Below are 25,548 nucleotides of genomic sequence, written 5' to 3'. Positions count from 1 at the left end.
GCATGCCAAATACTTTCGGAGATAGCATGACTAGCTATAAAGTTTTAGACGTAAACGATGATTTACCGATCCGTACTAAAGGTGCAGTACACAGCGGTAAAGTGCGTTCAGTTTATTGGTTAACTGATGAAGACAGCGCTCGTTTAATTAATGAAAAAGGTTATCAAGTTCCAAAAGGAACTGAGCTAGCTATTATGGTTATTTCTGACCGTATTTCTGCGTTTGATTGTATTTGGCAAGGTGAAAACGGTTTAAATGGTGTGCCAGGTAAAGGCATTGCATTAAACTCAGTGGCATCTCATTGGTTTAAGTTATTTGATAAAGCAGGTCTTGCTGGTAATCATATCGTTGATATTCCTCATCCTTATGTATGGATTGTACGTAAAGCAAGCACTGTAAAAGTAGAAGCTATTGCGCGCCAATATATTACTGGCAGCATGTGGCGTGATTATGCAAAAGGCACCCGTAATTTCTGCGGTATTGATTTACCAGAGGGCTTAGCTGCGAATCAAAAGCTAGATGAAGTGTTAATCACGCCATCAACGAAAGGCATTATCACAGGTGTTGCTGACATTCCTGAAGTAGATGATGTGAACATTACCCGTGAAAACATCACGAATAACTTAGCTGTTTTTAACTTTAAGTCTGAAGATGATGTTGCTAAATATGAGCAATTACTTGTTGAAGGCTTCAAGCTGATTAGTGATGAACTTGCACAGCTAGACCAAATCTTTGTCGATACTAAATTTGAATTTGGTTATGTTGAAGACATTGATGGTTCAGATAAGCTTATCTACATTGATGAAGTGGGCACGCCTGATTCATCACGTATTTGGGATGGCCCAGCTTACCGTGACGGTAAAATCATTGAAAACTCAAAAGAGGGTTTCCGCCAGTTATTAATTAATAACGTGCCAGACAGCGATGTGTTATTAAATAAAGACCGTATGGGCGAGCGTGAGCAGCTTGCTAAAGACTACACCTTGCCAGAATCAGTGATGCTTGAAGTGTCTGATACCTACGTTGGTATTGCGAGTAAAATTATTGGGCAAAAAATCACTATTCCAAGCGATCCACGAAGTGAAGTCATCGCTATATTAGATAACGATTACGGCTTAATTAAGCACGATTAATTGCTGTTTTTAACTTAGTTATGCTCTAAGTTAATATTATTAAAGCCAAGTTGGTTTTCTAGTAAAACTGCTTGGCTTTTTTCTTGCTTTTCATACCTTCTCTCATTAACTTAAGCTAAGATTAATCTATACTTATTAGCAAACTAAGCTAAGCAAGGTTCAATTATGACGTTTTTTGCGCACTGTGCTCGCACGGTATGTTCTTTTGTATTTATGTGCTGCGCTGCGAATGTATTTGCAGCGGATATTTCATTTACCGTTCGAGATCAATTTGGTGAGCCTTTAGCCGATGCTGTAATTGAATTACAAGGTAATAAAAATTTAGCGCACACGCAGTTGCCTGTCGCAGTGATGGATCAGGTTAATAAGCAGTTTTCACCTAATGTATTGGTAATACAGCAAGGTCAGTCTGTTGATTTTCCTAATAGTGATAATATTCGCCATCATGTTTATTCTTTTTCAAGCGCTAAACCTTTCAATATTAAGCTATATGCTGACCGTCCAGAAAAACCAGAGTTATTTGATAACGCCGGGGTGGTAGTCCTAGGCTGTAATATTCACGATTCTATGGTGGGTTATATCTATGTAGCAAATGGCGCTAATACACTAAAAACAGCACAAGATGGCAAAGTACAATTAAAAGATATTTCAGTTCCAACGAATATAACGATTTGGCACCCAAACCAAGCAAGTGAAATTAATAAAAAATTATCAGTCACTGTAACTGAACAAGCAGCTGATATTACAATTGAAACAAATGCACCTGCACCGCGTAATACGTTTGGTGAGATGTTTAAGGCAGATAATGATACATAGTTTAAGAGGGCGGATCATAGCCTTATGCGTAAGCCTCGTTTTATTAACTAGTTTAGTCAGTTTAGCGAGCTCTTGGTGGTCGACTAATCGGTTTAATGACCAAAAGTTACGTGAAGATATTAATGTCGCTGAAAATGTTTTTAAGCAATATTTAAGTGCTAAAGAAAGCCTGCTATTAACGGCTGCAAAGGTACTCACAGCAGACTTTGGTTTTAAACAAGCTATTGCTACCCAAGATGCTGATACCATTAGCAGTGTATTGAATAACCACAGTCGTCGAATAAATGCTGATTTGATGTTGCTCATTGATTTATCTGGGCAATTGGTCTCTGCAAATACTGAATTTAACCATACACCTGATGAGTTTTCTGCACTGATGAATGAATTGCTCATTAATGCAGAGCAATCTAATTTTATTGTTCTTGATCAAACCCTATACCAAGTTATCTTATTGCCGGTACGTGCGCCTCGTACTGTTGCCTACAGTTTAGTGGGCTTTGAAATTAATGACCTTGTTGCTGCAGAGCTAAAAAACCTTACCACAATGGATGTGAGTTTTATTGGTGAAGATGATGGTGTTGTAGAGACCTCACTAACCAAGCAACCTCAAACTAATTCAGTATTAGCGCATTTTAATAACGAGACAACGCAACGTATTTTTGGTGAAAAGCCGGTTTATAGAAATCGACTGGTTGAACTGCCATCCTTGCCCGGGCACATAGTCTCAGTGCTGTTAAGTGCTGATTTAACCCAGAGTTATCGTGAGTTTGAACAGCTATTTTTCACCATTATTGTGCTTGCTGCGATTACGGTTGTGATAGGCGTATTGACCAGTGGTATCTTGGCTAAAAACCTCACGACACCGCTTTCAAAGCTAACCTTACTTGCTCAGCAATTTGCTCGTGGCAATTATAAAGCTGAATTTGTAGGTAAAAAGCAAAGCAGCGAAATCACCACGTTAGTCGATGCCTTTAACAACATGGGTAACGACATCAAAGAGCGTGAACAGCAAATAAGTTTTCAAGCTAGCCATGATTCATTAACTGGTTTTTATACCCGTTCTGCGATGTTAGAAAACATGGAGAACTTGTTTGCTGAAGGCGCTGAGTACACACTCGTTGCCATAGATATAAGAGGTCTTCGTCATATCAATGATAAATTAGGCCCGCGTATTGGTGATGATTGTTTAAAAGCAGTTGCTGAGCGTATTGGTGAATACTCGGCACATCATAATGGTGAGAATGCTCGGATTGGCGGCGATGAATTTTTAACTTTACTTCCAGCAGATGAAACTAAGCAGTTTAAAGATGCGGTAATGAAGTTAGTTGCTCAGTTACAGGCTGGCTACTTAATTCAAGGCTTAAATATTACGTTACGCTTTAGTGTTGGGGTGGTGCATTGCTTTTCGCAAAATGTCAGCCCTGAGGATTTAATGCGTCGCTCGTTAATTGCTGTTGATACCGCATCTTGCGAGCATAAAACTATTCATTATTATCAAGAAGGTGAAGACGAAGAGCACCTTGAGCGCCTTGCAATAATCGATGAACTTAAGCAAGCCCTTGTTGATGATGACGGTCAGCTGTTCATGACCTATCAGCCAAAACTAAATATTAAAACCAATTGTATTGATAAAGTAGAGTCGTTAATTCGTTGGCAGCGTAAAGATGGTCAGTGGGTTTCGCCTGAGCTGTTTATTGATTTAGCAGAACAATCAGGGGTGATTGTTGAGCTAACTTCTTGGGTTGTAAAAACAGTGGTTTCTCAAGTTGCTGCATGGCAACAGCAAGGTGTTACCATGCAGGCTGCAATTAATGTCTCTGCACAAGATATTGCATACCCTAGCTTTTACTCTCACCTTGCTAAACAACTTGAGAAACATGATGTTAATGGGCGTTTAATTACGATTGAGCTCACAGAGCGAGATATGATAGAGAACGAAGATCAAGGCATTAAGGCACTCGAAAACCTCAAAACCTTGGGTGTTAAAATCTCGTTGGATGACTATGGTGTAGGGCAAACATCTCTCGGGCGCTTAAAGTCATTACCGATTGATGAGCTAAAGCTTGATAAGTGTTTTATTTTGCAATTAGATCAGTCACGACAAGATCAATACATAGTGCAATCTACAGTTACTCTTGGTCACCAGCTGGGTTTTTCGGTTGTAGCGGAAGGCGTTGAGAACAAAGAGTCACTGGATATTTTAGTGCAAAATAAATGCGATTATGCACAAGGCTATTACTTAAGTAGACCACTAAAATCAGAGCAGTTTTTGCAGTGGTTAGAGGTGTACAATGAAGCGTCTTAATTGGTTGTTTGGGTTAATTTGCCTTGCTTTTGCAAGTTCAGGGCTCGCAGCATCGGGTAAATTATTAGCAACGCCTGGTGTCTCCCAGGTTGAAGGTAGTGCGGGTGGTGGTATTGTTCCTTGGGCGCAGCTTGCAGGCTATGCAAGTGATGATGAAATAGCTATAAATGGCTTTTGTAGTCGCGCTGATGTGAGTGATTACAGCTTAGATGTTTGTGGCGCGCAACTAAATATTTATGATCGCGTTGAATTTAGTTACGCAGAGCAACGCTTCGAAGTTCCCGCATTAAATACCGATATCGAACAATCAATTACAGGGGCAAAAGTACGCTTATACGGCGATATCGTTTACAGTAAATGGCCGCAGTTGAGCTTGGGTGTACAACATAAATCACTGGATGACGGCAGTATCGCTAACCTATTAGGCGCAGAAGACACCAGTGGTACTGATATTTATCTTGCTGCTAGTAAATTACATTTAGGAGCGCTTGTTGGGTATAACTGGTTTTGGAATACCACTTTTCGTTATAGCGATGCTAATCAACTAGGTTTGTTAGGTTTTGGCGGCCCTGATAGCGATAAAGAGTTGTTATTTGAAGCGTCTACCGCGGTGTTTTTAACCCATCAAATAGCCGTTGGTGTTGAGTATCGGGAAAAGTCTAATAATCTTGGCTTAGGGGAGCAAGATTGGCAGGATGTGTTTGTTGCTTGGTTTCCCAATAAGTATGTTAGTGTCACCGCTGCTTGGTTAGACTTAGGAAGTATTGCTGGGGCTAAGGATCAAACAGGTTGGTATCTTTCTGTTACAGGGTATTGGTAATGATGAAAACATTTTTTACGTTTGTATTTGCCGTGATGTTAGTCGGCTGTGCAAGTAGCAACAACGGCACCTTATACCAGCAACTAAATGGCGAACAAGGGATCGAAAAACTAGTTGATAGTTTTATCAATCAAATAGGCCGTGACGAACAAATTTTAGCTTATTTTAAACAAACCAATGTTGCGCATTTTCGCCAAGGCTTTATCACTCATTTGTGCAGTGTCACCGATGGCCCTTGTGAATACGAAGGCGATAATATGGTTGATATTCACACCGGAATGAATATTTCTAAAAAAGACTTTAACCGTGTGGTAGAGCTTTTAATCAATGCGATGGATGAACAACACGTTTCGCAAACGGTACAAAATAAAATCCTTAGCAGACTTGCGCCACTTCGCCCTGAGGTAATTAATATCTAGCTAGAACAAACTTTAATTGTGGGCTGAAACAGAAATGTAATTTATGTACAATAGCTATTGGTTGAAGTTATTAAGTTGTAAATAATGCAGTTATATTTTGATGTTCAACATCTATATTACATTCCACAGTATTTGCCTGTTTTAAAGGAGTTGAAGGAAAAAGGCCACAAAGTTTCGATGGTTTTCTATGAAGACCAAGATGAGCGTAGTCTTGGTGTATGTCGTGACTTTATCTATGAAAATGCAATAGTTGCAAAATGGTTAACAAGTGCAAGAGAAACCTTTGAATTTTATCAGAGTTCAGATGCAGATTGGGTTGTGTTTGGAAATACATTTGCTGGCGCTGAGGATCTAAATAAAAAGACTGTACTGATGCAACATGGAATAGGTCCAAAACAATGCTATTACGATGTATCGAATAATAAGATGACAGTACGGTTTGTTGAGGGAGAGCACCGGCTTCAACGTTTAAAAACGCTTTATCCTGAAGGCAACTTTATTGATAGTGGCTACGCCAAGTTAGACCCTATTTTTAATCAGACTCTTGAAAGCATTAACCTCAAAAATCTCGGCTTAGATCCGTCAAAGAAAACTTTGCTCTATGCGCCTACTTTTTATCCAAGCTCTTTAGAGTGCTTTAGCGATGATTTCCCTGAGCACTTTAATGAATTTAATATTATCGTTAAGCCTCATTTCTTTAGCTTATTTAAGCAGAAGTACAAAAAGCAACGCCTAAAACTTGAGAAGTGGGCTAGTGCTAAGAATGTTTACCTTGCAAATGAATTCGATTTTGATCTTACTCCTTTTTTAGAACTTGCTGATATTATGGTTTCTGATGCATCGTCAGCCATTTTTGAATTTGCAGCATTAGAAAAACCTGTTATCTGGTGTGATTTTTACAAGCTGCGTTGGTCATACAGAGGTATTTTTTCTTATAGATTGAAAGCTCGATTGGATGAAGATATCAAATACTTCAATGAGTTATGTGCGCGTGCTGAAAGTTATAAAGAGTTAAAGCAGTTATTAAGTTCAAGTTTTAATGAATCTGCCGAATTTAAAGAAAAAAGAAAAGAAATAGTTTATAAACTGGCAGGTCTTACGGATGGTTACTCTGCTAAGAGAATTGTTTCTTATTTAGAGGAACATCAATGAAACGGGTAATTACTTTTGGCACGTTTGATATTTTTCATGTGGGACATATCAATATTTTAGAGCGAGCTAAAGCACTGGGAGATTATTTGATAGTTGGTGTATCTTCTGATGAACTAAACTTCTCAAAGAAAGGTCGAAAGCCTGTATACAGTGAAGCTGATAGGCTGAAAATTATTAGTTCTTTAAAGTGTGTTGACGAAGTATTTGTAGAGCACTCTCTAGAATTGAAAGGTGAGTACATAAAAGACCATCAAGCCCATTTGCTCGTTATGGGGGATGATTGGGCTGGTAGGTTTGATCAATTTAAGCAAATTTGTGATGTGATTTATTTAGAGCGTACTCCCTCTATCTCTACAACAGAAATAATAGAAGTTGTAAGGCAGCCTTCAAACTGTCATTTATAATTAATAAAATAGCTGTATGCGCTTAAGTTCAATCTAAACTAAGATCAGTATATGGCTTTTTTATTTATCTCTCGCAATAATGTGCACGCCCGCTATTACAAAAAATTAATTAGGAAACTACCCTTAAATTGTAAAGTGCACTGTATGGGCTTCCCCAGGTTAACTGCTTTAAAATACTTTAGCAAAGCGATTCAAATTGATTTTAGTAAAATAATTTCGGAACAACTACTACGTAAGCAAGCCCGAAATGATCTTTGGTGTAACCAATTACTTATCAAAGCTTACTCTAAAGTGATGCAGTTTGTAGAGCAATGTCGGTACGCTAAGTATTATGATTTATTAAAGTCAGAATCCCCTCAAGCTTTAGTTATTTGGAATGGTAATAAACTACCGAATGTTACTGTTTGTATAGCTGCGAAATCACTAGGAGTGACTACCTATTTTTATGAAAATGGGTTATTGCCCGGAACAACAAGTTTAGACCCTCAAGGTATTAACTTTGCGGCTTCTGTACCGCGAGATAGTCAATTCTATTTAAATTTTGATCCACAAGGGAAGTTGCCATTTTCTGCGCCTGATTTAATCCCTAGAGCGAATCACAAAAAGCGCTGCAAATTTGACGCAGTTGAGTTACCAAAAAAATACTTATTTGTGCCATTTCAAGTTCCACACGATACACAAATAGCTTGTTACTCACCTTGGCTTAAGTCAATGGAAGAGTATTACGATGCTGTTGTTTCAGCCGTAAAAAAGTTAAATGATCCAGAACTTAAAGTTGTTTTTAAAGAACATCCTTCATGGCATAAGCACTATGAACACTTGTACGATAAAGATGATGTTGCCGTTTTTGCCAACGGAAATTGTACTCGAGAACTTATCAATAACGCTGAAGCTGTGATCACTATTAACTCGACCGTTGGCTTAGAATCTTTATTACTTGATAAAAAAGTGCTTACCTTAGGGCTTGCTTGTTACAACATTGATGAGCTTGTACTACACGCAAGTGATCAAGCTACTTTGATTAAGTGCTTAGAAAAACTACAAAATGGCTGGCAGTCCAACAGTATTCTGAGAGATAAATTTTTTACCTACTTAAAGCATGTGTATTGCTTGCCCGGTGTTTGGAAAGAATGTACAACTGAGCATGTTGAAGCGGTTGAAAAGCGCTTAACTCAACAAGATACATTCGCTCAGCTATCGCAAAAGGAAAGCTAATGAAGAACATAGTCTCGCCAGAATGGCTTAACGAGCATTTAAGCCATGATAATTTGATCATTTTTGATGCTGGAATGGTACGCCCTGGTTTACCGGGAGAATACGCACCTAAAGCTATACTGCCTAATGCACAGCGTTTTGATTTCAAAAAGACGCTGGCAGATAACAGCAATCCTGTACCAAGTATGATGTGCAGTAGCGAGCAGTTCACAGAACATATGCAGCGTGCTGGGGTTAATCAAGACTCACTGATTGTGATTTATGAAGACCAAGGTTTATTCAGTTCAGCGCGTGCGTGGTGGATGTTTAAAGCAATGGGCTTTGATAACGTAAAGGTTTTAAGTGGTGGTTTAGCTAAGTGGCAGGCACTTGGCTTTGCAACACAAGCCAGCTATTCAGCTGCTTCTGGTCAAGGCAACTTTGTTGCAAGCCCTCGTGTTAATTACTTTATCAGTGCTGAGCAAGTACTTAACTCACTTGATGAGCAAAGCACACTAACACTCGATGCTCGCCCTTATGAGCGATTTACAGGTGAACAGGCCGAGCCGCGTGAAGGCATGCGTAGTGGTCATATTCCAAATAGTCGCAGTCTATCACTTGCAAGTGTACTAAATAACGGTGAGCTAAAACCGCTTAGCGAGTTGCAGATATTATTTGATCAACATATTGCAGCGCATCATACTCAGTTGCAATTTAGCTGTGGTTCAGGTGTAACAGCTTGTGCAATTGCATTGTGCGCCGATGAATGTGGTTACTCTAACTTACGTGTTTACGATGGCTCATGGAGTGAGTGGGGCGCTCGTCACGAGTTACCTATTGAAACAGGTCCGCATCAATAAATTCAGCGTAATTTTGCCAGCTGCCGATACTGTTTTTATTCAGTGGCTGGCGAATTTGCTTTTTGCTCGCCGTAGCTGAAGCCGCATTGTTTTTATAAAAAGTTAGGCAGTTTTCCTGCCAGCTTAAATCACAAAAAGTATAGAGCTTCTGTGTTTGCTTAACCGGCTCTGCCACTAATTGCTCATAGCTTTGTAAAAAAACGTTTTCAGGATACTTGTTGGCAAAGTGACTGACTAATGCCGAGTAATCTTGATGGAATGAGGCAATATCTTCAAGAGTAAAACTGTAGTGATGAAACACACTTTGCGGACTATACATCTGCCTAAAATTGGCGATACTGCAATCGTGCCAGTCTCGCTGCATACAAACAATTTTAGCATTAGGAAATGCCGCTAATATAAAATCAATATAGTAAAAGTTAAATGGCTGTTTATCACAGCTTCTAAGGCCATCACTGAGCAGCTGGGCTCTTTGTTGATAGTTAGCAAGTACTGTCTTTATCGCTTCAGATTCATATGCCTTATCAAGCATTTCGCTATCAATCACTCGAGCCGATTGCGTGGCGTGTTGTATCAATTGCGCTATATCGTTTAATTCTCCAATCCCTTGCAGCTGTGAACTTTGATTAAGGATTTTTTCAACTAAAGTTGTGCCAGAGCGGGGCATGCCAACAACAAAAACGGGTGAGAACTCAGAGTCACTACTTTCAAGCACTTGCTGTGTACTTTGAGTAATGAGCTTTTGACAAAAATAGCGATGTTGCGTGGCTTGATAATTAAGTTTATAGGCTATGGCTTGCTTACTTAGTACAAAGTATTTAAATGCATTTTTGTAGTCATTAAGGTGCTCATAATTAAGAGCAAGACTATGAAAATACACTTGTTGATCAATAATGCTTTTTTCTTTATTCGCCAAGGTTTGTAGTTTCTGGATATGTAGCTTCGACTCTACATCAGTATTTAGTTCAGCCTGTGAGTAATGAGCTTGATAAAAGCTAGGTTGCTGGGTAGTAAGTTGCTGTAGCAAACTTTTTGCTTCATCAAACAGTCCGTGAATTTTATATGATACCGCCAAATTATAGCTAATTTGTGGGTTATATTTATTGCGTTGGTAAGCCGACTTTTGAAAGCTAAAGGCGTCTTCATAATGCCCTAAACGGTTAGCAATATTGGCTAGTGTATCAAAGTCAGCGGCACTAAAGTCAGCTGTTTGCAAAGCGTCTTGATAATGCACAGCCGCATTACTTACTTTACCTAACAGTACATACAGCTTGGCAAGTGCTAAATGATATATCGGCAAAGGCGCTAAATTAAGCGCTTTTTCAAGCAACTTAATGGCTTTGTTGATATCGCCCGCTGCAGTGTTGACTTCGCTCAGTAAAAAGTAACAAACGTGGTCTTCAGGATTTTGCTTTAGGCGCTGCACAAGTAGATGATGTGCATCATGTAGTTGCTTGTTGGATAACAACTGTTGGATATTAGCGCGAAGCGCTTGTTGGGTATTTAGCATGAGATTATCTTAAAAGCCTTGCCTAAAAGCGGCAAGGCTTTTATTCGAGTATTTAATTACAGCTCAAAGTTGTAGCTAAACTTCATACCGATTGTACGAGGTGCGGTGGTGTAGTGACCATAAACACGCTGTAGCTCAGGTAGCTCTTTGTTAAGCTCAGCATATTGCGACATACCAGCCCAAGACTTATCACGACGTACAGAAGTGAACGCGTACTTATCGAATAAGTTGTCTACGTAAAGGGTTGCAGACCACATATCGCCAGTAATTTTGGCAGATAAGTTACTTAGTGCATAACCTGGTAATACTTCGCCATCTGCTTTTAAGCCTACTTTGGTGATCACATCGCTTTGTGCTGTGATACCGTAGTTTACGCTTAATAGTTTATCACCTAGGATATCTTGCTCGTAACGAAGACCAAAAGAGAATTGATGCTCAGGAGCACCCGGTAAACGGTCGCCTTTAGCGCCATCATAGTAGCTTTGGTACTGCGCTAAGTCGTCACCTAATACGCCAAATAAGTAAGGTGCATCTTCGGTTAATTCGGCTTTTGCATATGCGTATGTTGCATAAGCTGCCCAGTTATCACCAATCATTGCGCGAGTAGAAAGTTCGACACCTTTAGAATTAGCAGAGCCTGCATTCGAAGTAATTAACTCTTGGCCATTTACTGTACTGCTACCAACTTGCGCATCTTTCCAATCAACATTAAATAGCGCTGCATTGAAATGTAGGCGGTTACGTAACCATGATGACTTAAAGCCTAGCTCGTAGTTGACCGTTGTATCTGGTTTGTAATCTTCTTCGTTTGGCAGGGCACAAACAATTTGTTGCTCAGGTAATACATCAGGGCAAGGAGCAATACCGTTACCACCACCAATACGGAAACCTTCACTCACAGTAAAGTAAGCAAGCACACCATTATCGAATGTGTAATTAGCATTAAACTTAAATAAGTTACCGCTATCGCTTGCGCTTACATTTTCCATAACAAGATTATCTAGTGAATCAAAGTCACCAGAATAAAGCGGGGTTGCAGAGCCTGATGTTGTTGATACATCGTATTCATAAAAACGAGCGCCAACAGTGACATCAAGTTGATCTGTGATGCTGTAGCCAATTTCACCAAAAAGTGCTTTTTCAGTGGTTTCGCTATCAGAAATTAGAATGTACTCAAGGTCTTGTTCAACATTTGGAATACCGCCACCCCAGTACTCAGTCAGACCCGGCGTGTACTCACGATCATCTGAGTGACTTTCTACTTTGTTATAGAAGCCGCCTACAATCCAGTTAAAAGCGCTACTGCTATTTGAAACTAAACGAAGCTCTTGTGTAAAGGTATCGCGATCTGAGGTGTCGTGCGTGTAGCCAACAAAAGAAGGAAAGTCGGCATACCCTGACCAAATATCGTAAAGAAGATCAGTTTGATCGCGCTGACCGGATTGCTCATAGCTAGACCAACCAGATGCAGATACCAGCTCAGCAAAACCAAGATCTGCTTTTACTTCTAAGCTTAATAAATCGTTTTCTTCTTCACCGGGTTCAAGCACACGAGCTACATTTTCGTATTTTCCTGGGATACCTTGTAGTGCACTGCTATCTGCAAGTGAGCCGTATTGAGACGTCGAATTACCGCCATTTTCTTGCTTTTGATAGAAGTAGTTTAGCGTTGCATCAACATCTTCGGTGGCAAGCCAGCGTAGTGATAAACGTGCTGTGGTGATTTGCTCATCGTTAACATCGCTTACGCTTTTTAAGTTGGCATTTACATCGCTGCTGTCTGAAAAATCAGGGTTCGGGTTTGATACGCCAGGTTCTAGAACCACGTGAGTGTAGTCAATGTAACCTGGGTTATCGTAATAATTTAAGCTAGCACGAAGGGCTAGTTTTTCTTCAATTAGCGGAGTATTGAATACCACGCCAAACTCACCGCCTGTACCGTCACTTTCGTTAATGCTAAATACATCGCCTGTTACTTTACCTTCGGTGATATCAAGCTCAGGTTGTTTTAATAAATAACGGATTGCACCACCTAAAGTACCTGCTCCGTATAGTGTACCTTGTGGGCCAATTAATACTTCAACACGGTCAACATCAGTCAAACGTAAATCAATGCTAAGTGGAATTTCACCAACATAAGTTGCCACTGTGCCACTGTCAGAAATACGGTCAGAGGTATTTGTGTTCAGGCCACGAACGATAATAGGAGAACCTTCACGACCACCTTGATCAGAAATTGTTAAACCGGGTACCCAACGAGCGACATCTTCAAGATCACCAATGTTTTGGTCGCTAATTACATCGCCATTTAGGGCTGTGATATTAAGCGGTGCATCTTGTACAGAACCTGCACGTCGTGTTGCAGTGATTTGGATAGTTTCAATTGATTTATCAACTTCGATAGCATCTTCAGCAGCAAACGCCATATTGCTATTAATTAAAACCGCAGAAATTGCACTTGCAAGTAGAGCAGGCTTAAAGGTGTTCATGATAGATTCCGAGTTAGTTACAGTAAATTTATGCTCAAAAAATAGACGTTACTAGTAATTTAAGCTTAAAAATTGATGATTTAGTGAATTTATATCCAATTATAATGTATTTTTATTCTCATCGTCCATGCGTTATTTGCAATTAAATGCAAAATAATTGAATAAATACTCTGTTTAGGTGTTAGCTATCGGAATAAGGGCAGTTCGTACAACCATTACTACAGCAATGGCCGCGTTTTAAAAAGAACCAGCGGCTAAATACCATGTAATTGTTTTGCATAGTGTAATCGAGGTTTTCTATTAAGTTACCCTGAGTAAAATAAGGCTTAGCAAAGGCAAGCTGCTGTTCAAGAGGTTGTTGGTAAAGTTCTGATAAAAATGAATTTATCTTTTTTATAGTACAGTCTCGGCATAAACATTCTGTTGCGGTCTCATCGAGTGGTAAAATGTTGGGTAGCTCATTACACCAACAGGCATTAATATTGTCGGCTTGGCAGTTAAGGGTTGCTTTGCATCGTGAGCATGTAAGGGTTGTCATTAATTAAAAGGTGCTTTGAGATTGAAAAGGTAAGCATAGCAAATGGATAAATTAGACGCATTAGGAGAGTTTGCTCGTTTTGGTGATAATCGATTTGAGGCAATTTCAGTTATTACAAGCACTCCTGACATCCAAGATGATGTGTATATTCTAACGCAAGAAGTGTTCTGTCAGGTTCTACAGCGTGTTATTAACGGCGAAATAGATATTGATGAATTAGAACTTTGGGCGAACGTACTAGAGTCACGACAAGACATAGATGAAAGTGCCGTAGAAGGGGCTGTTTACGCTTTAAGCAATAACGAGCAAATGGGTGAATTGAGTAAAAGTACGCTAAAGAAGCTATTAGATGTGATGAAATAGCTTCTTTTAGCCCTAAGCTTATTTAGCTTAAGGCATTCGCTTGTTGCTATTTATGGTAGCTTAAACAGGTTTCAACTTCGTTTTTCGAACCTAAGATCACCGCCACACGTTGGTGAATTGCATCAGGTTGAATATCCATGATGCGCTCAGTACCAGTAGAGGCTATACCGCCAGCTTGTTCGATTAACATTGCCATTGGGTTTGCTTCGTATAATAAACGTAATTTGTTAGGTTTATTTGGATCTTTCGTGTCGGTTGGGTAAGTAAAAATACCACCACGACATAATACACGGTGCACATCACCCACCATTGCAGCAATCCAGCGCATGTTGAAGTTACGACCACGCGGGCCTGTGTCACCAGCAATTAAGTCATTGATGTAATTTTGCATCGCTGGCTGCCAATGACGTTGGTTTGAAGCATTGATAGCAAATTCGCTAGTATCTTCAGGTACTTTAGCAAAGTCTTCTGTTAATAAGAAGGTACCGTGAGTTTTATCTAAGGTGAAAAAGCGTGTACCTTTGCCTGTTGTTAATGCTAGCACCGTTGATGGGCCATATAACACGTAACCTGCCGCTACTTGGTTTTTACCCGGTTGCATAAAGATACTTGGGTCGGCCGGATCTGCACCTTCAGGCGCCGCCATAATTGAGAAAATCGTACCAACGAGTGAGTTGATATCTGTATTTGATGAACCATCAAGTGGGTCGAATGCAACAATGTAGTTGGCATTAGGGTTACCCGCAACGGTGAAGTCTTCTTCTTCAGAGGCAATGGCTTTTACGTAGCCCGATTCTAATAAAATATCTTTTAAAAGTTGGTTAGTTAGCACGTCGAGTTTTTTCTGTGTTTCACCCTGAATGTTTTCGTCTAGGGTTGAGCCTAATACGCCAGATAGGGCGCCTTGACCAACACGAAATGAAATCTCTTTACATGCCGCAAGTACCGTTCTGATCAATGAGATCAGTTCACGAGGGCAACCATCTTCTAACAATACCGGTGGGAGTCTACGCATTCTATTTTCCTGATAACGTTGTAGCCAGACATTTTTAGTGTGAGAGAGAATGTCTTAGCAAGCGCTGAATTTCGTCTTAAATAGCTGATTTTTCTTGGCGGTACTTTATACTGCTTAATACCTATACAGTATTTAAAACGCGAATAACAAAGATAAGATTATGCAAAAAATACCATTACTACGATATCTGCTCTTAGCTGTGCTACTTACTATGATAACTCAAGCACACGCAGCAATTAAGTCTATAAATGATTTTACTGAAAAAATGACTCATTTTTCAGGCTATTTTTCATTTTACTACGATACAGAAAACGGCAAATTGTATCTTGAGGTGGATAAACTCGAGCAGCAATTTTTATTACAACAAAGCTTACCTTATGGTGTCGGTTCAAACGATATTGGCTTAGATCGCGGTCAGCTAGGTGATACTCACTTAGTTCAGTTTGAACGTTTTGGCGATAAGGTGATGTTAAGAGCCATAAATACTTATTACCGTGCTAACACTAATAACCTTGCGGAACAACAAAGTATTAAAGAGGCATTTGCATCAAGTATCTTAGCAGGGTTTAGTGTTGTTGCTCAGTCAGAAACCGCCGTATTAGTGGATTACACACCTTATTTATTAAGCGATGTTCATGGTGTGAGCCGTCGTTTACTTGCAACTGGGCAGGGAAGTTTTAACTTAGATAGCAACCGCAGTGCGGTTTATTTAGCACGCTCAAAAGCATTTGAAAAAAATACTGAATTAGAAGCAGTACTTACTTTTCAAGGTAATAAGCCTGGTAAGTATGTTCGCCAAGTGAGTGCAGACCCTTACGCGCTAACGGTGCATATGCATCATTCATTAATTGAACTGCCTGATGATAACTACACCCCGCGTAAGTTCCACCCTCAAGCAGGTTTCTGGAGTATTGAACATAAAGACTATGCGGCTGCGCTGGGTGAGTCTATGTATGTGCGTTACATCCCTCGCCATCGTTTAGCGAAAAAAGATCCAAGCCTACCAATCAGCGAACCCGTTGAGCCGATAGTTTATTATTTAGATCCGGGCGTACCTGAGCCAGTTAAATCAGCATTACTTGATGGTGCTAAATGGTGGAATGATGCATTTAACGCAGCAGGCTACAAGAATGCTTTTATAGTTAAAGTGCTACCAGATGATGCCGACCCTATGGATGTACGCTACAACGTGATCCAATGGGTGCACCGTGCAACGCGTGGTTGGTCGTATGGTAGCTCTGTGATTGACCCGCGGACAGGCGAAATTATAAAAGGCCATGTGACTCTGGGTTCATTACGTGTTCGTCAAGACATCTTAATTGCAGAAGCATTAGCTGCACCTTATTTTGAAGGGAATGAAGTGGCTAAGCGCTTACAAGCAATGGCACTTGATCGTATTCGTCAGTTAAGTGCTCATGAAGTGGGGCATACTTTAGGTATTTCTCATAACTTTGCAGCCTCAGTGGCAGATAGAGCCTCTGTGATGGATTATCCACACCCGCTACTTAGCTTTAATGAACAAGGTAAGTTAGATGTTAGCCGAGGCTATGCTTCTGGTATGGGCGTTTGGGATACCCAAGTTGTTAAATACGGTTATAGCGATTTCACAAATCAAGATGAAGCACAGCAATTGGCCGCAATTTTAGCTGAGAATAAAAACAAAGGGCTGGAGTTTATCTCAGACAGTGATGCCCGCGCTCAAGGTGGTGCTCACCCAACAGGGCATTTATGGGATAATGGTCGTTCACCAAGTGATGAGCTAATGCGAGTACTTGATGTTCGTAAGCAAGCGCTGACTAACTTTGGTATAGAAAACATCAAAACAGGCACTGCTTTGTCGCAATTAGAAGAAATGCTGGTGCCGCTTTATCTATTCCATCGCTATCAAGTTGAAGCTGCTGTTAAGCTAATTGCTGGCGTGAATTACGAATACGAAGTGCGTGATGGCTCACAACCTAAAGGGGCACAGGTTGTTGCAAAGCAAACACAACAAGCTGCAGTGGATGCTATGCTTGCGACATTAAAAGCTGAGAACCTTGTTTTACCTGAGTCGGTATTAGCGCTTATTCCACCAAAAGCCTATGGTGAATCAAAATCACGGGAGAGCATTGTTGGTCGTACAGGACTAACGCTTGATGCGATGGCACTGCCAGAGGTTGCAGCTGCACATAGTTTGAGCCTACTTTTTAATAGCCAACGCATTAACCGTTTAGCGCAGCAACAAGCACGAAGTGATGCATTTTATGGTTTAGATGCACTATTAGCACAAACTTATCAGCAAATTTTCGAACAACAGGTTGCTTCAGGGATGGCTGGTAAAATTAGCCAACGTGTGCAGCTTTTAACAGCGAAACAATTTGCTGATTTAGTTGCAAGCAATGAAGTGGCACCCGAAGTACAAGCTCAATTGCGTTATTACTTAGCTAAACTCGCAAAGAGTTACCAGCAAGAATCAATGCTAGGCAGTGCATCCGTTGGGAACAGTGCATTTAAGCAATATTTAAGTGAGCAAATCAGTCTCTTTTTAGAAAGCGGTGAATGGCCTGCAAACTTTAAAGTGTTGCCAATGCCACCGGGCTCACCAATTTAATCCATTTTTACTTCAAAGCGCCTAGCATAGCTAGGCGTTTTACTTGCATAAAATTGGATATTTGCTAATCTAGCGGCCTTCCTTTTTTGTCTTTTTGAGGTGTATATGGCGTTCTTTTCTCGCTCGTTGTTAGCAGCGGCCATTACATTCTCAAGCTTTTCCAGCTACGCAACCTTAGAAAAAAAACAATGTGATGTAGAGCTAAGCCATGGCTTAATCATTACCGATGATGTCATTCGTATTGTTGATAAGGGTCAAACTCGCGTGCAAATTAACAACGATAACCAATTGTTTATACGAGGTTATTGGGTTGATTTAAGTCCCGAAGAAAGCAAAGTCGTTGAGCAGTTCAGCCGAGGGATCAGACAAACCGTCCCTGAACTTGTTGACCTGGCAACAGATGGTGTAAACCTTGGCTTAAGTGCCATCGAGCAAGTTGTTGAGGGCATGTCAGACAAAGAGCCTGAAGTGCTAAAAACTCAGCTGCAATATGTTGAACGTGCATTAATGGATAAATTTAAGCGTGGTGATGACTTTTTCTTTATTGCCCCGCAGTCGCTGTCGAAAATCGATGATTTTTTTACCAAAGAAATCAGCCAAAAAATTCACTCTGCAGTTCACGGTTCACTTGGCGCTATTTTAGTCTCGCTAGGGGATGCTTTTAAGTCGCGCGAAGGTAATATCGAAGACCGTATCAATGATATGGGGCAGCGTATGGATATCATCTCAAAAGAAATTGATAAATCACTGCAAAAGAAAGCAGAGCAGTTAGAGATGAAGGCATCTGAGTACTGTGAGTGTTTGAACTCGTTAGATGTCACTGAATCACGCTTACAACAAATGGTGCCTGGTATGGCCGATTTTGATTTGGTGCAAATAAAGTCTTAGTGCAAATTTTATAACGAGAAAGCCCAGCAGTTGCTGGGCTTTCTCGTTTAAGTTAGCGAAGGTTAACTGAATTTAGCGGTTTCAGTTTCTAAATCGTTAGTAAGGCCTTTGATCAAATCGGTTGCTGTATGAGCCTGATTAGATACATCAGCCGTTTGTGAAGCTGTGTCTGAGATAGTTACGATGCGTTTGGCTGTGTCTTCACCGGCATCTAGTTGCTCTTTTGCAGCAATAGCTATCTGATGGCTCATTTGTGCTATGGCGCTGAGTGAGCTTGCTACCCGCTTTAGCTCGTCATTCGCTTTTTTCGACTTTTCAACGGTTTGTTCGCTGGTTGTCATACTTAGGGACACTGATGATTTGGCATCTTGGGTTGCTGCTTGCAGTTTGCCAATCATATTACGAATTTCTTCTGTACTGGTTTGCGTGCGCTGGGCAAGTCCGCGCACTTCATCAGCAACTACAGCAAAGCCTCGCCCTTGCTCACCAGCACGGGCGGCTTCTATCGCAGCATTAAGCGCAAGCAAGTTGGTTTGCTCGGCAATACCTTGAATAACACTGAGTACATTTGCGATGTTATTTACCTCATCATCGAGTACTTGAATATTATTACCAGCGCTGTCAATTTGCTGCTCTAAAAGCGCGATGGTGTCAGCAGCCTCGCTGGTTAAGTGGCTTGCACTTTGACCTTGCTGCTCAGCTTCTTGCACTGAGTAGGCTGCTTGTTCGGCATGTTCAACAACCGTTTGCGCTGAGGCTGTTAACTCGGTAATTGCTGAAGCAACCATTTGAGTTTCTTCATTAAGGCTACGAGTCAGTTTATCGAGTTCAACAGAGCGTGACTCATTATCGACACTTTGATTCTTTAAGCTATCTGTAACGCCTTTAATGCCGCCAACAACGCCACGTAAACCTTGCTGCATGTAATGCATGGCAGCAATAATGCTCTCTGGAGGAGCATCTTGGCGAATATGTGAGTTTAAGTTGCCGCGAGAGACGTTTTTAACAATACCAATTACTTCATCAATTTCGCCGCCTAAGGCATTAGTCAGTGATGAACCAAAGCGAGCAATAGCAAAAGTCAGCGCAATGGCAATAAGCATGGAAAGGCCCAGCAACCACTTAGCGGTATTCCAATAACGTTCATCAACTTCTTTAGCGCTAATACCAGTACCAACATACCAGCCAAACAGCGGTGTTTTTTGAACTACAGACGTTAAATCTACCGTTTCACCATCACGCACTGAATCCCAATGATAGGTGATAATTTTATTGGTTGTGTTACCCACTAAATTTTCGACCATACGGCCGATGCTGTTGCCACTGGCGTCTTTAAAATCATTAAAGCTGGTGCCATGCAGCTCAGGGTCGTGTGGGGTAGCGACAAAATTTAAGTTGTTGTCGACGACGTACACGTATTCTGAGTCGTGGTATTTATTTTCGCGCAGCACCTGAATAGCAAGTTTCTTTGCTTGTGCTTCTTTGAGTTGGTTGTTTTTAACCATCAACTCAAATTGCTCAACAATATTGGTAGTGCTTTTCATGAGCTGGTTGATACGCGCGATGTTGTCGCTTTCGCTAGCATGGCGTAAAGACTGTAAGCCAAGTAAAGCTATCGCAGATAACGCAATAAACATAGCGATAGCAAATAAGGTGATTTTTGTTTTTAAAGCTAGTCCTGATAACACAGTCAGCCTCCTTTATTATTTCCCCTGTTAACTTTTACCACGTTTGTCTGGTTTTATTAAGGAAAAATGACAGCGTTATCATGACTTTTGCTCAAGTACCTATTTAGAGCTTGAGTTCGGCTTCTGTAAGAGCACGATATTCACCGCTTGCAAGGCTTTCATCGAGGGTGATATCCGCTATTTTTTCACGATGTAATTCAACAACTTTATTGCCTACAGCGGCAAGCATTCGTTTAACTTGATGGTATTTACCTTCGCAAATTGAAAGGCGTAAGCTGTAGCTTGCAAGTTTTTCAACAATAGCAGGGCGAGTTAGCTCTTTTTCGTTGTGCAATTGTACCCCTTGCTCTAACGCTGCAATCGCTTCTTCATCAATAGGCTCTTGAGTTTCAACTAAATAAGTTTTGAACTTGTTATGCTTTGGGGCTGTAATTTTGTGTGACCAGTCGCCGTCATTAGTAATGATCACTAAACCTGTAGTATCGATATCTAACCGACCTGCAACATGAAAGTCGCTCATGTTTGGTTCATCAAGTAAATCGAATACAGTCGGGTGAAGGTCATCTTTATTAGCACACACATAGCCCGCTGGCTTATTAAGCATGTAGTAGCGCTTGCCTAAAAAGACCAGCGGCTCGCCTTGCCAGCGAATATCATCATCTTGTGTTACAGACAAATCGAATGAGGTGATCACCTCACCATTAACAGTGGCGTATTTGCGTTTAATACCTGCTCTGGTCTTGCTGCGAGGTAACTCGGCAATATGGCTGATAAATTTATCTAAACGGCATGGAAATTTCATTGGGATCACATTTTTAGTCGGCTACAATGGCGGCGAGTATAGCGGATACTAGTTACCTATGACAGTACAGCAAGGACAAATATTACAGTATTACCAAGCGCAAATAGCCAAAGGTGATTTGCAAGAAGACCGTGCCCAGCGCACAGCGATTAATGCTCTTGATAATCTAGCCACAGAACTGGCTGCGCCAAGACATTGGTGGCAAAGCGCTAAGCCAATAAAAGGGGTCTATTTATATGGCCCAGTAGGACGTGGTAAATCCATGTTGATGGACGTGTTTTTCAAGTTGGTCAATATTGAAGCTAAGCAGCGTTTGCACTTTCATCATTTTATGAAGCAAGTGCATGAGCGCCTAACCCAGCTGCAAGGGCAAAAAAATCCTCTAAAGGTGATTGCTAAAGAGTGGGCAGAGCACATTCGCTTGATTTGTTTCGATGAGTTTTTTGTCTCTGATATTGGTGATGCTATGATCTTGGGTGGTTTATTCAAAGCCCTGTTTGAGCAGCAAGTCGTGTTAGTCGCGACCTCAAACTGCCAACCTGAGCAGTTATATCGCAACGGTTTACAGCGAGCACGATTTTTACCCACTATCGATTTATTAAATGAGCATTGCCATGTTTTAAGTGTTGAAGGCGACACAGATCATCGCTTTCGCTTTGGTAAACAAACCGAACATTATTTTATTAATAACAAAGATGCCCTAACAGAGCGCTTTTTAAAACAAGAGCAAGTAATACAAAGGCAAACAATGATAGAGATTTGCCATCGCCATCTTAGCTGTGTAATGCAAGCTCAAGACGCCATTATGTTTGATTTTATGACGCTTTGCTCAGGACCCAGAAGCACGGCGGATTATATTTATTTGGCAGAGCAGTTTCAGCGCGTTTATTTAGTCAATGTGCCAGTAATGGGGCGCGGGGCAACGGGCAAACAAATTGTGCATGGCATTGAAGATAGCTATCAGCGAGAAAAGCAAGACTTACAAGAACACTTCTTAGATGATGAAGCACGGCGCTTTATTGCTTTAGTTGATGAGTTTTATGATCGTAGTCGATTACTGGTGATCTCAGCACAGGCGGGTATTAGCGATTTATATCAAGGACAAAAACTGGCATTTGAATATGCGCGAACTGAATCTCGATTAGTTGAGATGCAAAGCTGGAAAAGATAAAAGGCGCAATAAAAATGCGCCTTTGATTTCAGCCTAGCTGGGGATCTTCATATGAAACGGTTAAAAGCTATATTGAGCACCCACATACACGTAGCGACCTGCACCACCGCCGTATGCGCTATAGTAGTTACCACGGCCATATGGATAAAAATCACCTTTATTATCGAACACGTTATTCACACCACCGAATACGCGCAGTTGGCTCTGTTTACCAAGTGATAGAGTGTAAGACGCTGAAAGGCTGTGTTTTAAGAACGAACCATAATCTTGGTAGGCAAGTTTTTCTGGGTTACTGATACAGGTATCTTCACCAGCCTCACAGCGGGCATCGTTTTCAGTAAGATACTCATTGTAATCTTCTTCAAGACTCTGGCTTGCTTTAAACGAGCCTAGGTAATTTGTACGCCAACGAATACGCAAGTTATCGTTACGCCATGTAAGTGACATTGATGCTTTATCTTTGCTGCTGCCATAACCTGCGTAATGGCTAGTCACTAAGCTGCCATCAAGTCCTTGATAAGTTTGCGAGTTTTCAATTACATGGTTGTAATCTAGTTTAAACGACAACTGACCTAGGTTATCTAAGTCTAGTTTGTACTGTGCAACCACATCGTAACCACGTGCAGTTAGCTCATCGAGGTTATATTGACGCTGTAGAATTTTGATAATGTTACCTTCGCTATTACGGGTAATGTCATTACAAAATACGTTGTCTTCACCCCATGCAGCTTCTGAGTTGTAGCACTCACGCATGATGTTTTCATTACTGATCTGCGAAATCGCATCAACAATGGCAATATCGTAGTAATCAACGGCAAGATTAAAGTTTTCTATAAAGGCAGGAGCCACTGTCACACCAAATGTATAAGTATCAGCGGTTTCTTCTTTTAGATTTTCGTTACCAGCCCCTGGAGAATAGCTGTTGTTCTCATCGCTGAATTCAAAGTTTGGATCAGCAGCAAGTTGTGTTGCTAAAGTTGGCTCTTTACGGCAGTTATCGTGACCTGGTTTAGTTGATGTTGCTGTTAAACCGTCACAAATATCATCATAGCTGTCGTAATCGCCACGTGCTGGTGACATAAGTTCAGTGATCGTTGGTGCACGTTGAGCGCGAGCGTAGTTTGCTCTAAATGCATAGCCTTCGATTGGTTCCCAAAATACACCTAGCTTGTAGCTGGCAACGGTGTTGACGTTTTCCATGCTATAGTTAGCTAAACGTAATGAAGTTTCTGCACTTAAATTTTTTGCTAAAGGAGCATCTTTTAACAGCGGGATCGCAAGTTCTGCAAAAGCTTCATAGACTTCAACTTCGCCATAAAAATTTGGTACATAGTTGAAGGTAATACCACCAGCTTTCATGTCGTCGCTGGTTGATAGGTCTTGGCTATCTTTACGATATTCGCCACCAAATACAGCGGATACAGAGCCTGCTGGTAATTCAAATAAATCACCCGCTACGTAGCCGACCACGCCATATTGTTTTATTTCGGTATCAATAATAGGGTTGGTGCGGATCCAAGCGGCCATCTCTTCGGTGATAGAGTCTTCACCAAATAAGTTAATTGGCACACAGCCTTCAGCGCGAGCTGCTTCATCAATACATTGAATGGTGCCATCTGCTAACTGTTCAGCTTGCAAGGCTTGATTAAGCTTTACGGTATTTAATTCATTGCTGCGGATTTGGTGCTGGGTAAAACGACCATAACTTGCTGATAGATCCCAGTCCCACTCGTCGTTAAATAACGTGCCTTGAAGACCTGCCCAACTACGAATAGTTTTACGGGTATTATCTGTGCTGATATTACCGACTTCGCTAAAGCGGCGATCCCAATAAATGCGATCTTTATATGGGTTGGCATCGAGAATTTCTTGCGGCACATATGGGTTGTCGATTGGAATATAACCCGGTGCCACATCTGCAAGTGGCTCGCCCGTGGTAGGGTCGTAACGCGGTACATAGGCACCTTCGTATTCATCTTCAGGCGACTTATTGTTAAATGAGCCACTTTCACTGTATTGAACTTGCGCGTAGAACATCACATCGTCAGTTAAGTCATAATCAATTTTAACTGCAGCAGATACGTTATCGCTCGGAACATCAAGCATCACGTATTGATTTGAGTTAATACCATAAATTTCTTCATTGCCTTTCCAATCATCACGTAAGGTTTGACCGTCATACCAAAACTGTGTGTCGTTGCGGCTGTGTTCTAAGAACACACCGCCCGGAATGCCGTCGCTCTTGCTTACCCAGTCAGCTTGCGTGATGTCGCGCATACATTGATCGCCATCTGCTGTTTGCATTACATTACACATGCGATCTGGATCGTAATCGTAACTATCTTCAATTTGTGCGCGTTTACGATCGTAAAAAGTCATACCGAAATCACGGTCCCAGTTGGCACTGAAATAGGCGTAACCGCGATCTTCAGCAAATGAGGTACCGTAGTTTAAATCAAGGGTAAATTCTTTACCGCCGCCATCGGTGGTTTCACCTGTGTTCGCTTTAAAATCAAAGCCTTCTTTTTTTGATTGGGTGATAATATTCACCACACCCGCTACAGCATCGGCACCATAGGTTGCAGATGCACCGCCACTGATTATTTCAACACGCTCAACCATGCCGCTCGGAATGGTATTTAAGCTTACATAGTTGCCGCTGTAGCTATTTGAAACAACACGGCGACCATCAATCAATGTAAGGGTACGATTAGCGCCTAAATCTCGAAGTTGTACTGTAGATAAACCGGTTGCTGAAACACTTGATTGGCTGGTGGTGTTACCTATGCTCTCACTCAGTGCAGGCATGTTATCAACAAGAATATCTGATAAGTTGGTTAAACCTGTATCGGCAATGGCTTCACGGTCCATTGTGACCAACGGTGTTGGAATTGAAAAACTATCGCGTTTAATACGTGAACCTGTTACAACAATTTTTTCAGGTTCTTCAGTTTGTTCATTAGCTGCTGGAGTGGTGTTGGCAGGGCGGGCAATCTCAGCCTCATTGGCAAATGCATGCTGGCTAAAACCACTGGCAACAGCAAGTGCAATAGCACAAGGTTTGGTTAGTAGATTTCTCACAGGCGTTCCTAGTTGTTTTATTTTTAGTTTTTAGAACCAGAGTGATGCTCTTTTTAAGGGCAGTTAAAATTTACAGTGAGCAACACTCTGGTTGGTCGGTATTGACGTAAAAATTTTTATAGGAATGTGAACTTAACTACAATCTTAGGTGGCTCGTTTATGTCTCTATTTTACATCTATTGAATATCTATTTATTTAAAATCAGTGGCTTAAGAAGTGGTCATTGTTAACTGTTTTGCAACGTTAAAGCTGGTGAAAGAACCACTTTTACGATAAATTGATAGGGCTTTATACTGCTGTACTTCTAAAA

General features: G+C 41.0%; 20 protein-coding genes. 13 read left to right on the top strand and 7 right to left on the bottom strand.

Features of this window, described 5'->3' with window-relative positions; all coding sequences use genetic code 11:
- The first annotated feature begins 26 nt into the window (after positions 1 to 26).
- The 9 genes from J8Z25_RS13930 (at position 27) to J8Z25_RS13890 (ending at position 9,103) form a co-directional block, all read left to right on the top strand.
- Positions 27 to 1,133, top strand: a complete 1,107-nt coding sequence (locus tag J8Z25_RS13930) for a phosphoribosylaminoimidazolesuccinocarboxamide synthase (protein WP_130050580.1) — start codon at positions 27 to 29, stop codon at positions 1,131 to 1,133.
- Between the two features lie 165 nt (positions 1,134 to 1,298).
- Complete coding sequence (locus J8Z25_RS13925) at positions 1,299 to 1,949, top strand: methylamine utilization protein (protein ID WP_240701301.1); 651 nt, start codon at positions 1,299 to 1,301, stop codon at positions 1,947 to 1,949.
- A complete protein-coding gene (locus J8Z25_RS13920) occupies positions 1,939 to 4,254 on the top strand; it encodes a bifunctional diguanylate cyclase/phosphodiesterase (RefSeq protein ID WP_250661212.1) in 2,316 nt (771 codons plus the stop codon). Before J8Z25_RS13925 ends, J8Z25_RS13920 begins: the two co-directional genes overlap by 11 nt.
- Positions 4,241 to 5,074 (top strand): DUF3034 family protein, encoded by an 834-nt coding sequence (locus J8Z25_RS13915; RefSeq protein WP_130050582.1) that lies wholly within the window; start codon positions 4,241 to 4,243, stop codon positions 5,072 to 5,074. The genes J8Z25_RS13920 and J8Z25_RS13915 overlap by 14 nt, the downstream gene beginning before the upstream one ends.
- On the top strand, positions 5,074 to 5,493 hold the full coding sequence (locus J8Z25_RS13910) for a group I truncated hemoglobin (RefSeq protein WP_484581217.1): 420 nt from the start codon (positions 5,074 to 5,076) through the stop codon (positions 5,491 to 5,493). The genes J8Z25_RS13915 and J8Z25_RS13910 overlap by 1 nt, the downstream gene beginning before the upstream one ends.
- Positions 5,494 to 5,577: 84 nt before the next feature.
- Complete coding sequence (locus tag J8Z25_RS13905; protein ID WP_250661211.1) at positions 5,578 to 6,645, top strand: CDP-glycerol glycerophosphotransferase family protein; 1,068 nt, start codon at positions 5,578 to 5,580, stop codon at positions 6,643 to 6,645.
- Positions 6,642 to 7,049, top strand: a complete 408-nt coding sequence (locus tag J8Z25_RS13900; RefSeq protein ID WP_130050584.1) for an FAD synthase family protein — start codon at positions 6,642 to 6,644, stop codon at positions 7,047 to 7,049. Before J8Z25_RS13905 ends, J8Z25_RS13900 begins: the two co-directional genes overlap by 4 nt.
- Before the next feature lie 144 nt (positions 7,050 to 7,193).
- Complete coding sequence (locus J8Z25_RS13895) at positions 7,194 to 8,264, top strand: capsular polysaccharide export protein, LipB/KpsS family (RefSeq protein ID WP_250661210.1); 1,071 nt, start codon at positions 7,194 to 7,196, stop codon at positions 8,262 to 8,264.
- Positions 8,264 to 9,103 carry a sulfurtransferase gene (locus tag J8Z25_RS13890; protein ID WP_250661209.1) on the top strand — a complete coding sequence of 280 codons (840 nt, stop codon included), beginning with the start codon at positions 8,264 to 8,266 and terminating at the stop codon, positions 9,101 to 9,103. Before J8Z25_RS13895 ends, J8Z25_RS13890 begins: the two co-directional genes overlap by 1 nt.
- On the opposite strand, the gene J8Z25_RS13885 is transcribed toward J8Z25_RS13890, so the two are convergent.
- The 3 genes from J8Z25_RS13885 to J8Z25_RS13875 all read right to left on the bottom strand — a co-directional run bounded on the left by J8Z25_RS13885 (position 9,078) and on the right by J8Z25_RS13875 (position 13,640).
- Positions 9,078 to 10,613 carry a tetratricopeptide repeat-containing sulfotransferase family protein gene (locus tag J8Z25_RS13885; RefSeq protein ID WP_250661208.1) on the bottom strand — a complete coding sequence of 512 codons (1,536 nt, stop codon included), beginning with the start codon at positions 10,611 to 10,613 and terminating at the stop codon, positions 9,078 to 9,080. The genes J8Z25_RS13890 and J8Z25_RS13885 overlap by 26 nt on opposite strands.
- A 56-nt stretch (positions 10,614 to 10,669) precedes the next feature.
- Positions 10,670 to 13,102 (bottom strand): TonB-dependent receptor, encoded by a 2,433-nt coding sequence (locus J8Z25_RS13880; protein ID WP_130050588.1) that lies wholly within the window; start codon positions 13,100 to 13,102, stop codon positions 10,670 to 10,672.
- Between the two features lie 181 nt (positions 13,103 to 13,283).
- On the bottom strand, positions 13,284 to 13,640 hold the full coding sequence (locus J8Z25_RS13875; RefSeq protein WP_239976829.1) for a DUF5522 domain-containing protein: 357 nt from the start codon (positions 13,638 to 13,640) through the stop codon (positions 13,284 to 13,286).
- Between the two features lie 42 nt (positions 13,641 to 13,682).
- On the opposite strand from J8Z25_RS13875, the gene J8Z25_RS13870 reads away from it, so the two are divergent.
- Positions 13,683 to 14,003: a hypothetical protein gene (locus tag J8Z25_RS13870; RefSeq protein ID WP_250661207.1), complete on the top strand. Its 321-nt coding sequence runs from the start codon at positions 13,683 to 13,685 to the stop codon at positions 14,001 to 14,003.
- 46 nt (positions 14,004 to 14,049) lie between these two features.
- On the opposite strand, the gene J8Z25_RS13865 is transcribed toward J8Z25_RS13870, so the two are convergent.
- Complete coding sequence (locus J8Z25_RS13865) at positions 14,050 to 15,018, bottom strand: class 1 fructose-bisphosphatase (RefSeq protein WP_167658685.1); 969 nt, start codon at positions 15,016 to 15,018, stop codon at positions 14,050 to 14,052.
- 160 nt (positions 15,019 to 15,178) lie between these two features.
- On the opposite strand from J8Z25_RS13865, the gene J8Z25_RS13860 reads away from it, so the two are divergent.
- Both J8Z25_RS13860 and J8Z25_RS13855 read left to right on the top strand, forming a co-directional pair.
- On the top strand, positions 15,179 to 17,608 hold the full coding sequence (locus J8Z25_RS13860; RefSeq protein ID WP_167658686.1) for a zinc-dependent metalloprotease: 2,430 nt from the start codon (positions 15,179 to 15,181) through the stop codon (positions 17,606 to 17,608).
- A 105-nt stretch (positions 17,609 to 17,713) separates the two neighbouring features.
- A complete protein-coding gene (locus J8Z25_RS13855; protein ID WP_063702994.1) occupies positions 17,714 to 18,496 on the top strand; it encodes a YggN family protein in 783 nt (260 codons plus the stop codon).
- 62 nt (positions 18,497 to 18,558) lie between these two features.
- On the opposite strand, the gene J8Z25_RS13850 is transcribed toward J8Z25_RS13855, so the two are convergent.
- Both J8Z25_RS13850 and rsuA read right to left on the bottom strand, forming a co-directional pair.
- A complete protein-coding gene (locus J8Z25_RS13850; protein WP_130052246.1) occupies positions 18,559 to 20,133 on the bottom strand; it encodes a methyl-accepting chemotaxis protein in 1,575 nt (524 codons plus the stop codon).
- A 154-nt stretch (positions 20,134 to 20,287) separates the two neighbouring features.
- Complete coding sequence (rsuA, locus tag J8Z25_RS13845; RefSeq protein ID WP_178927402.1) at positions 20,288 to 20,986, bottom strand: 16S rRNA pseudouridine(516) synthase RsuA; 699 nt, start codon at positions 20,984 to 20,986, stop codon at positions 20,288 to 20,290.
- 58 nt (positions 20,987 to 21,044) lie between these two features.
- On the opposite strand from rsuA, the gene zapE reads away from it, so the two are divergent.
- Positions 21,045 to 22,157, top strand: a complete 1,113-nt coding sequence (gene zapE / locus J8Z25_RS13840; protein WP_250661206.1) for a cell division protein ZapE — start codon at positions 21,045 to 21,047, stop codon at positions 22,155 to 22,157.
- A 60-nt stretch (positions 22,158 to 22,217) separates the two neighbouring features.
- On the opposite strand, the gene J8Z25_RS13835 is transcribed toward zapE, so the two are convergent.
- Positions 22,218 to 25,238 (bottom strand): TonB-dependent receptor domain-containing protein, encoded by a 3,021-nt coding sequence (locus tag J8Z25_RS13835; RefSeq protein WP_250661205.1) that lies wholly within the window; start codon positions 25,236 to 25,238, stop codon positions 22,218 to 22,220.
- Between the last annotated feature and the right edge of the window lie 310 nt (positions 25,239 to 25,548).

This window comes from Pseudoalteromonas sp. SCSIO 43101 (genome assembly GCF_023650775.1).
Classification (GTDB): Bacteria; Pseudomonadota; Gammaproteobacteria; order Enterobacterales; family Alteromonadaceae; genus Pseudoalteromonas; species Pseudoalteromonas apostichopi.
Note: the sequence above shows the minus strand (reverse complement) of the source record. Positions and strands in the feature narration are given on the sequence as shown.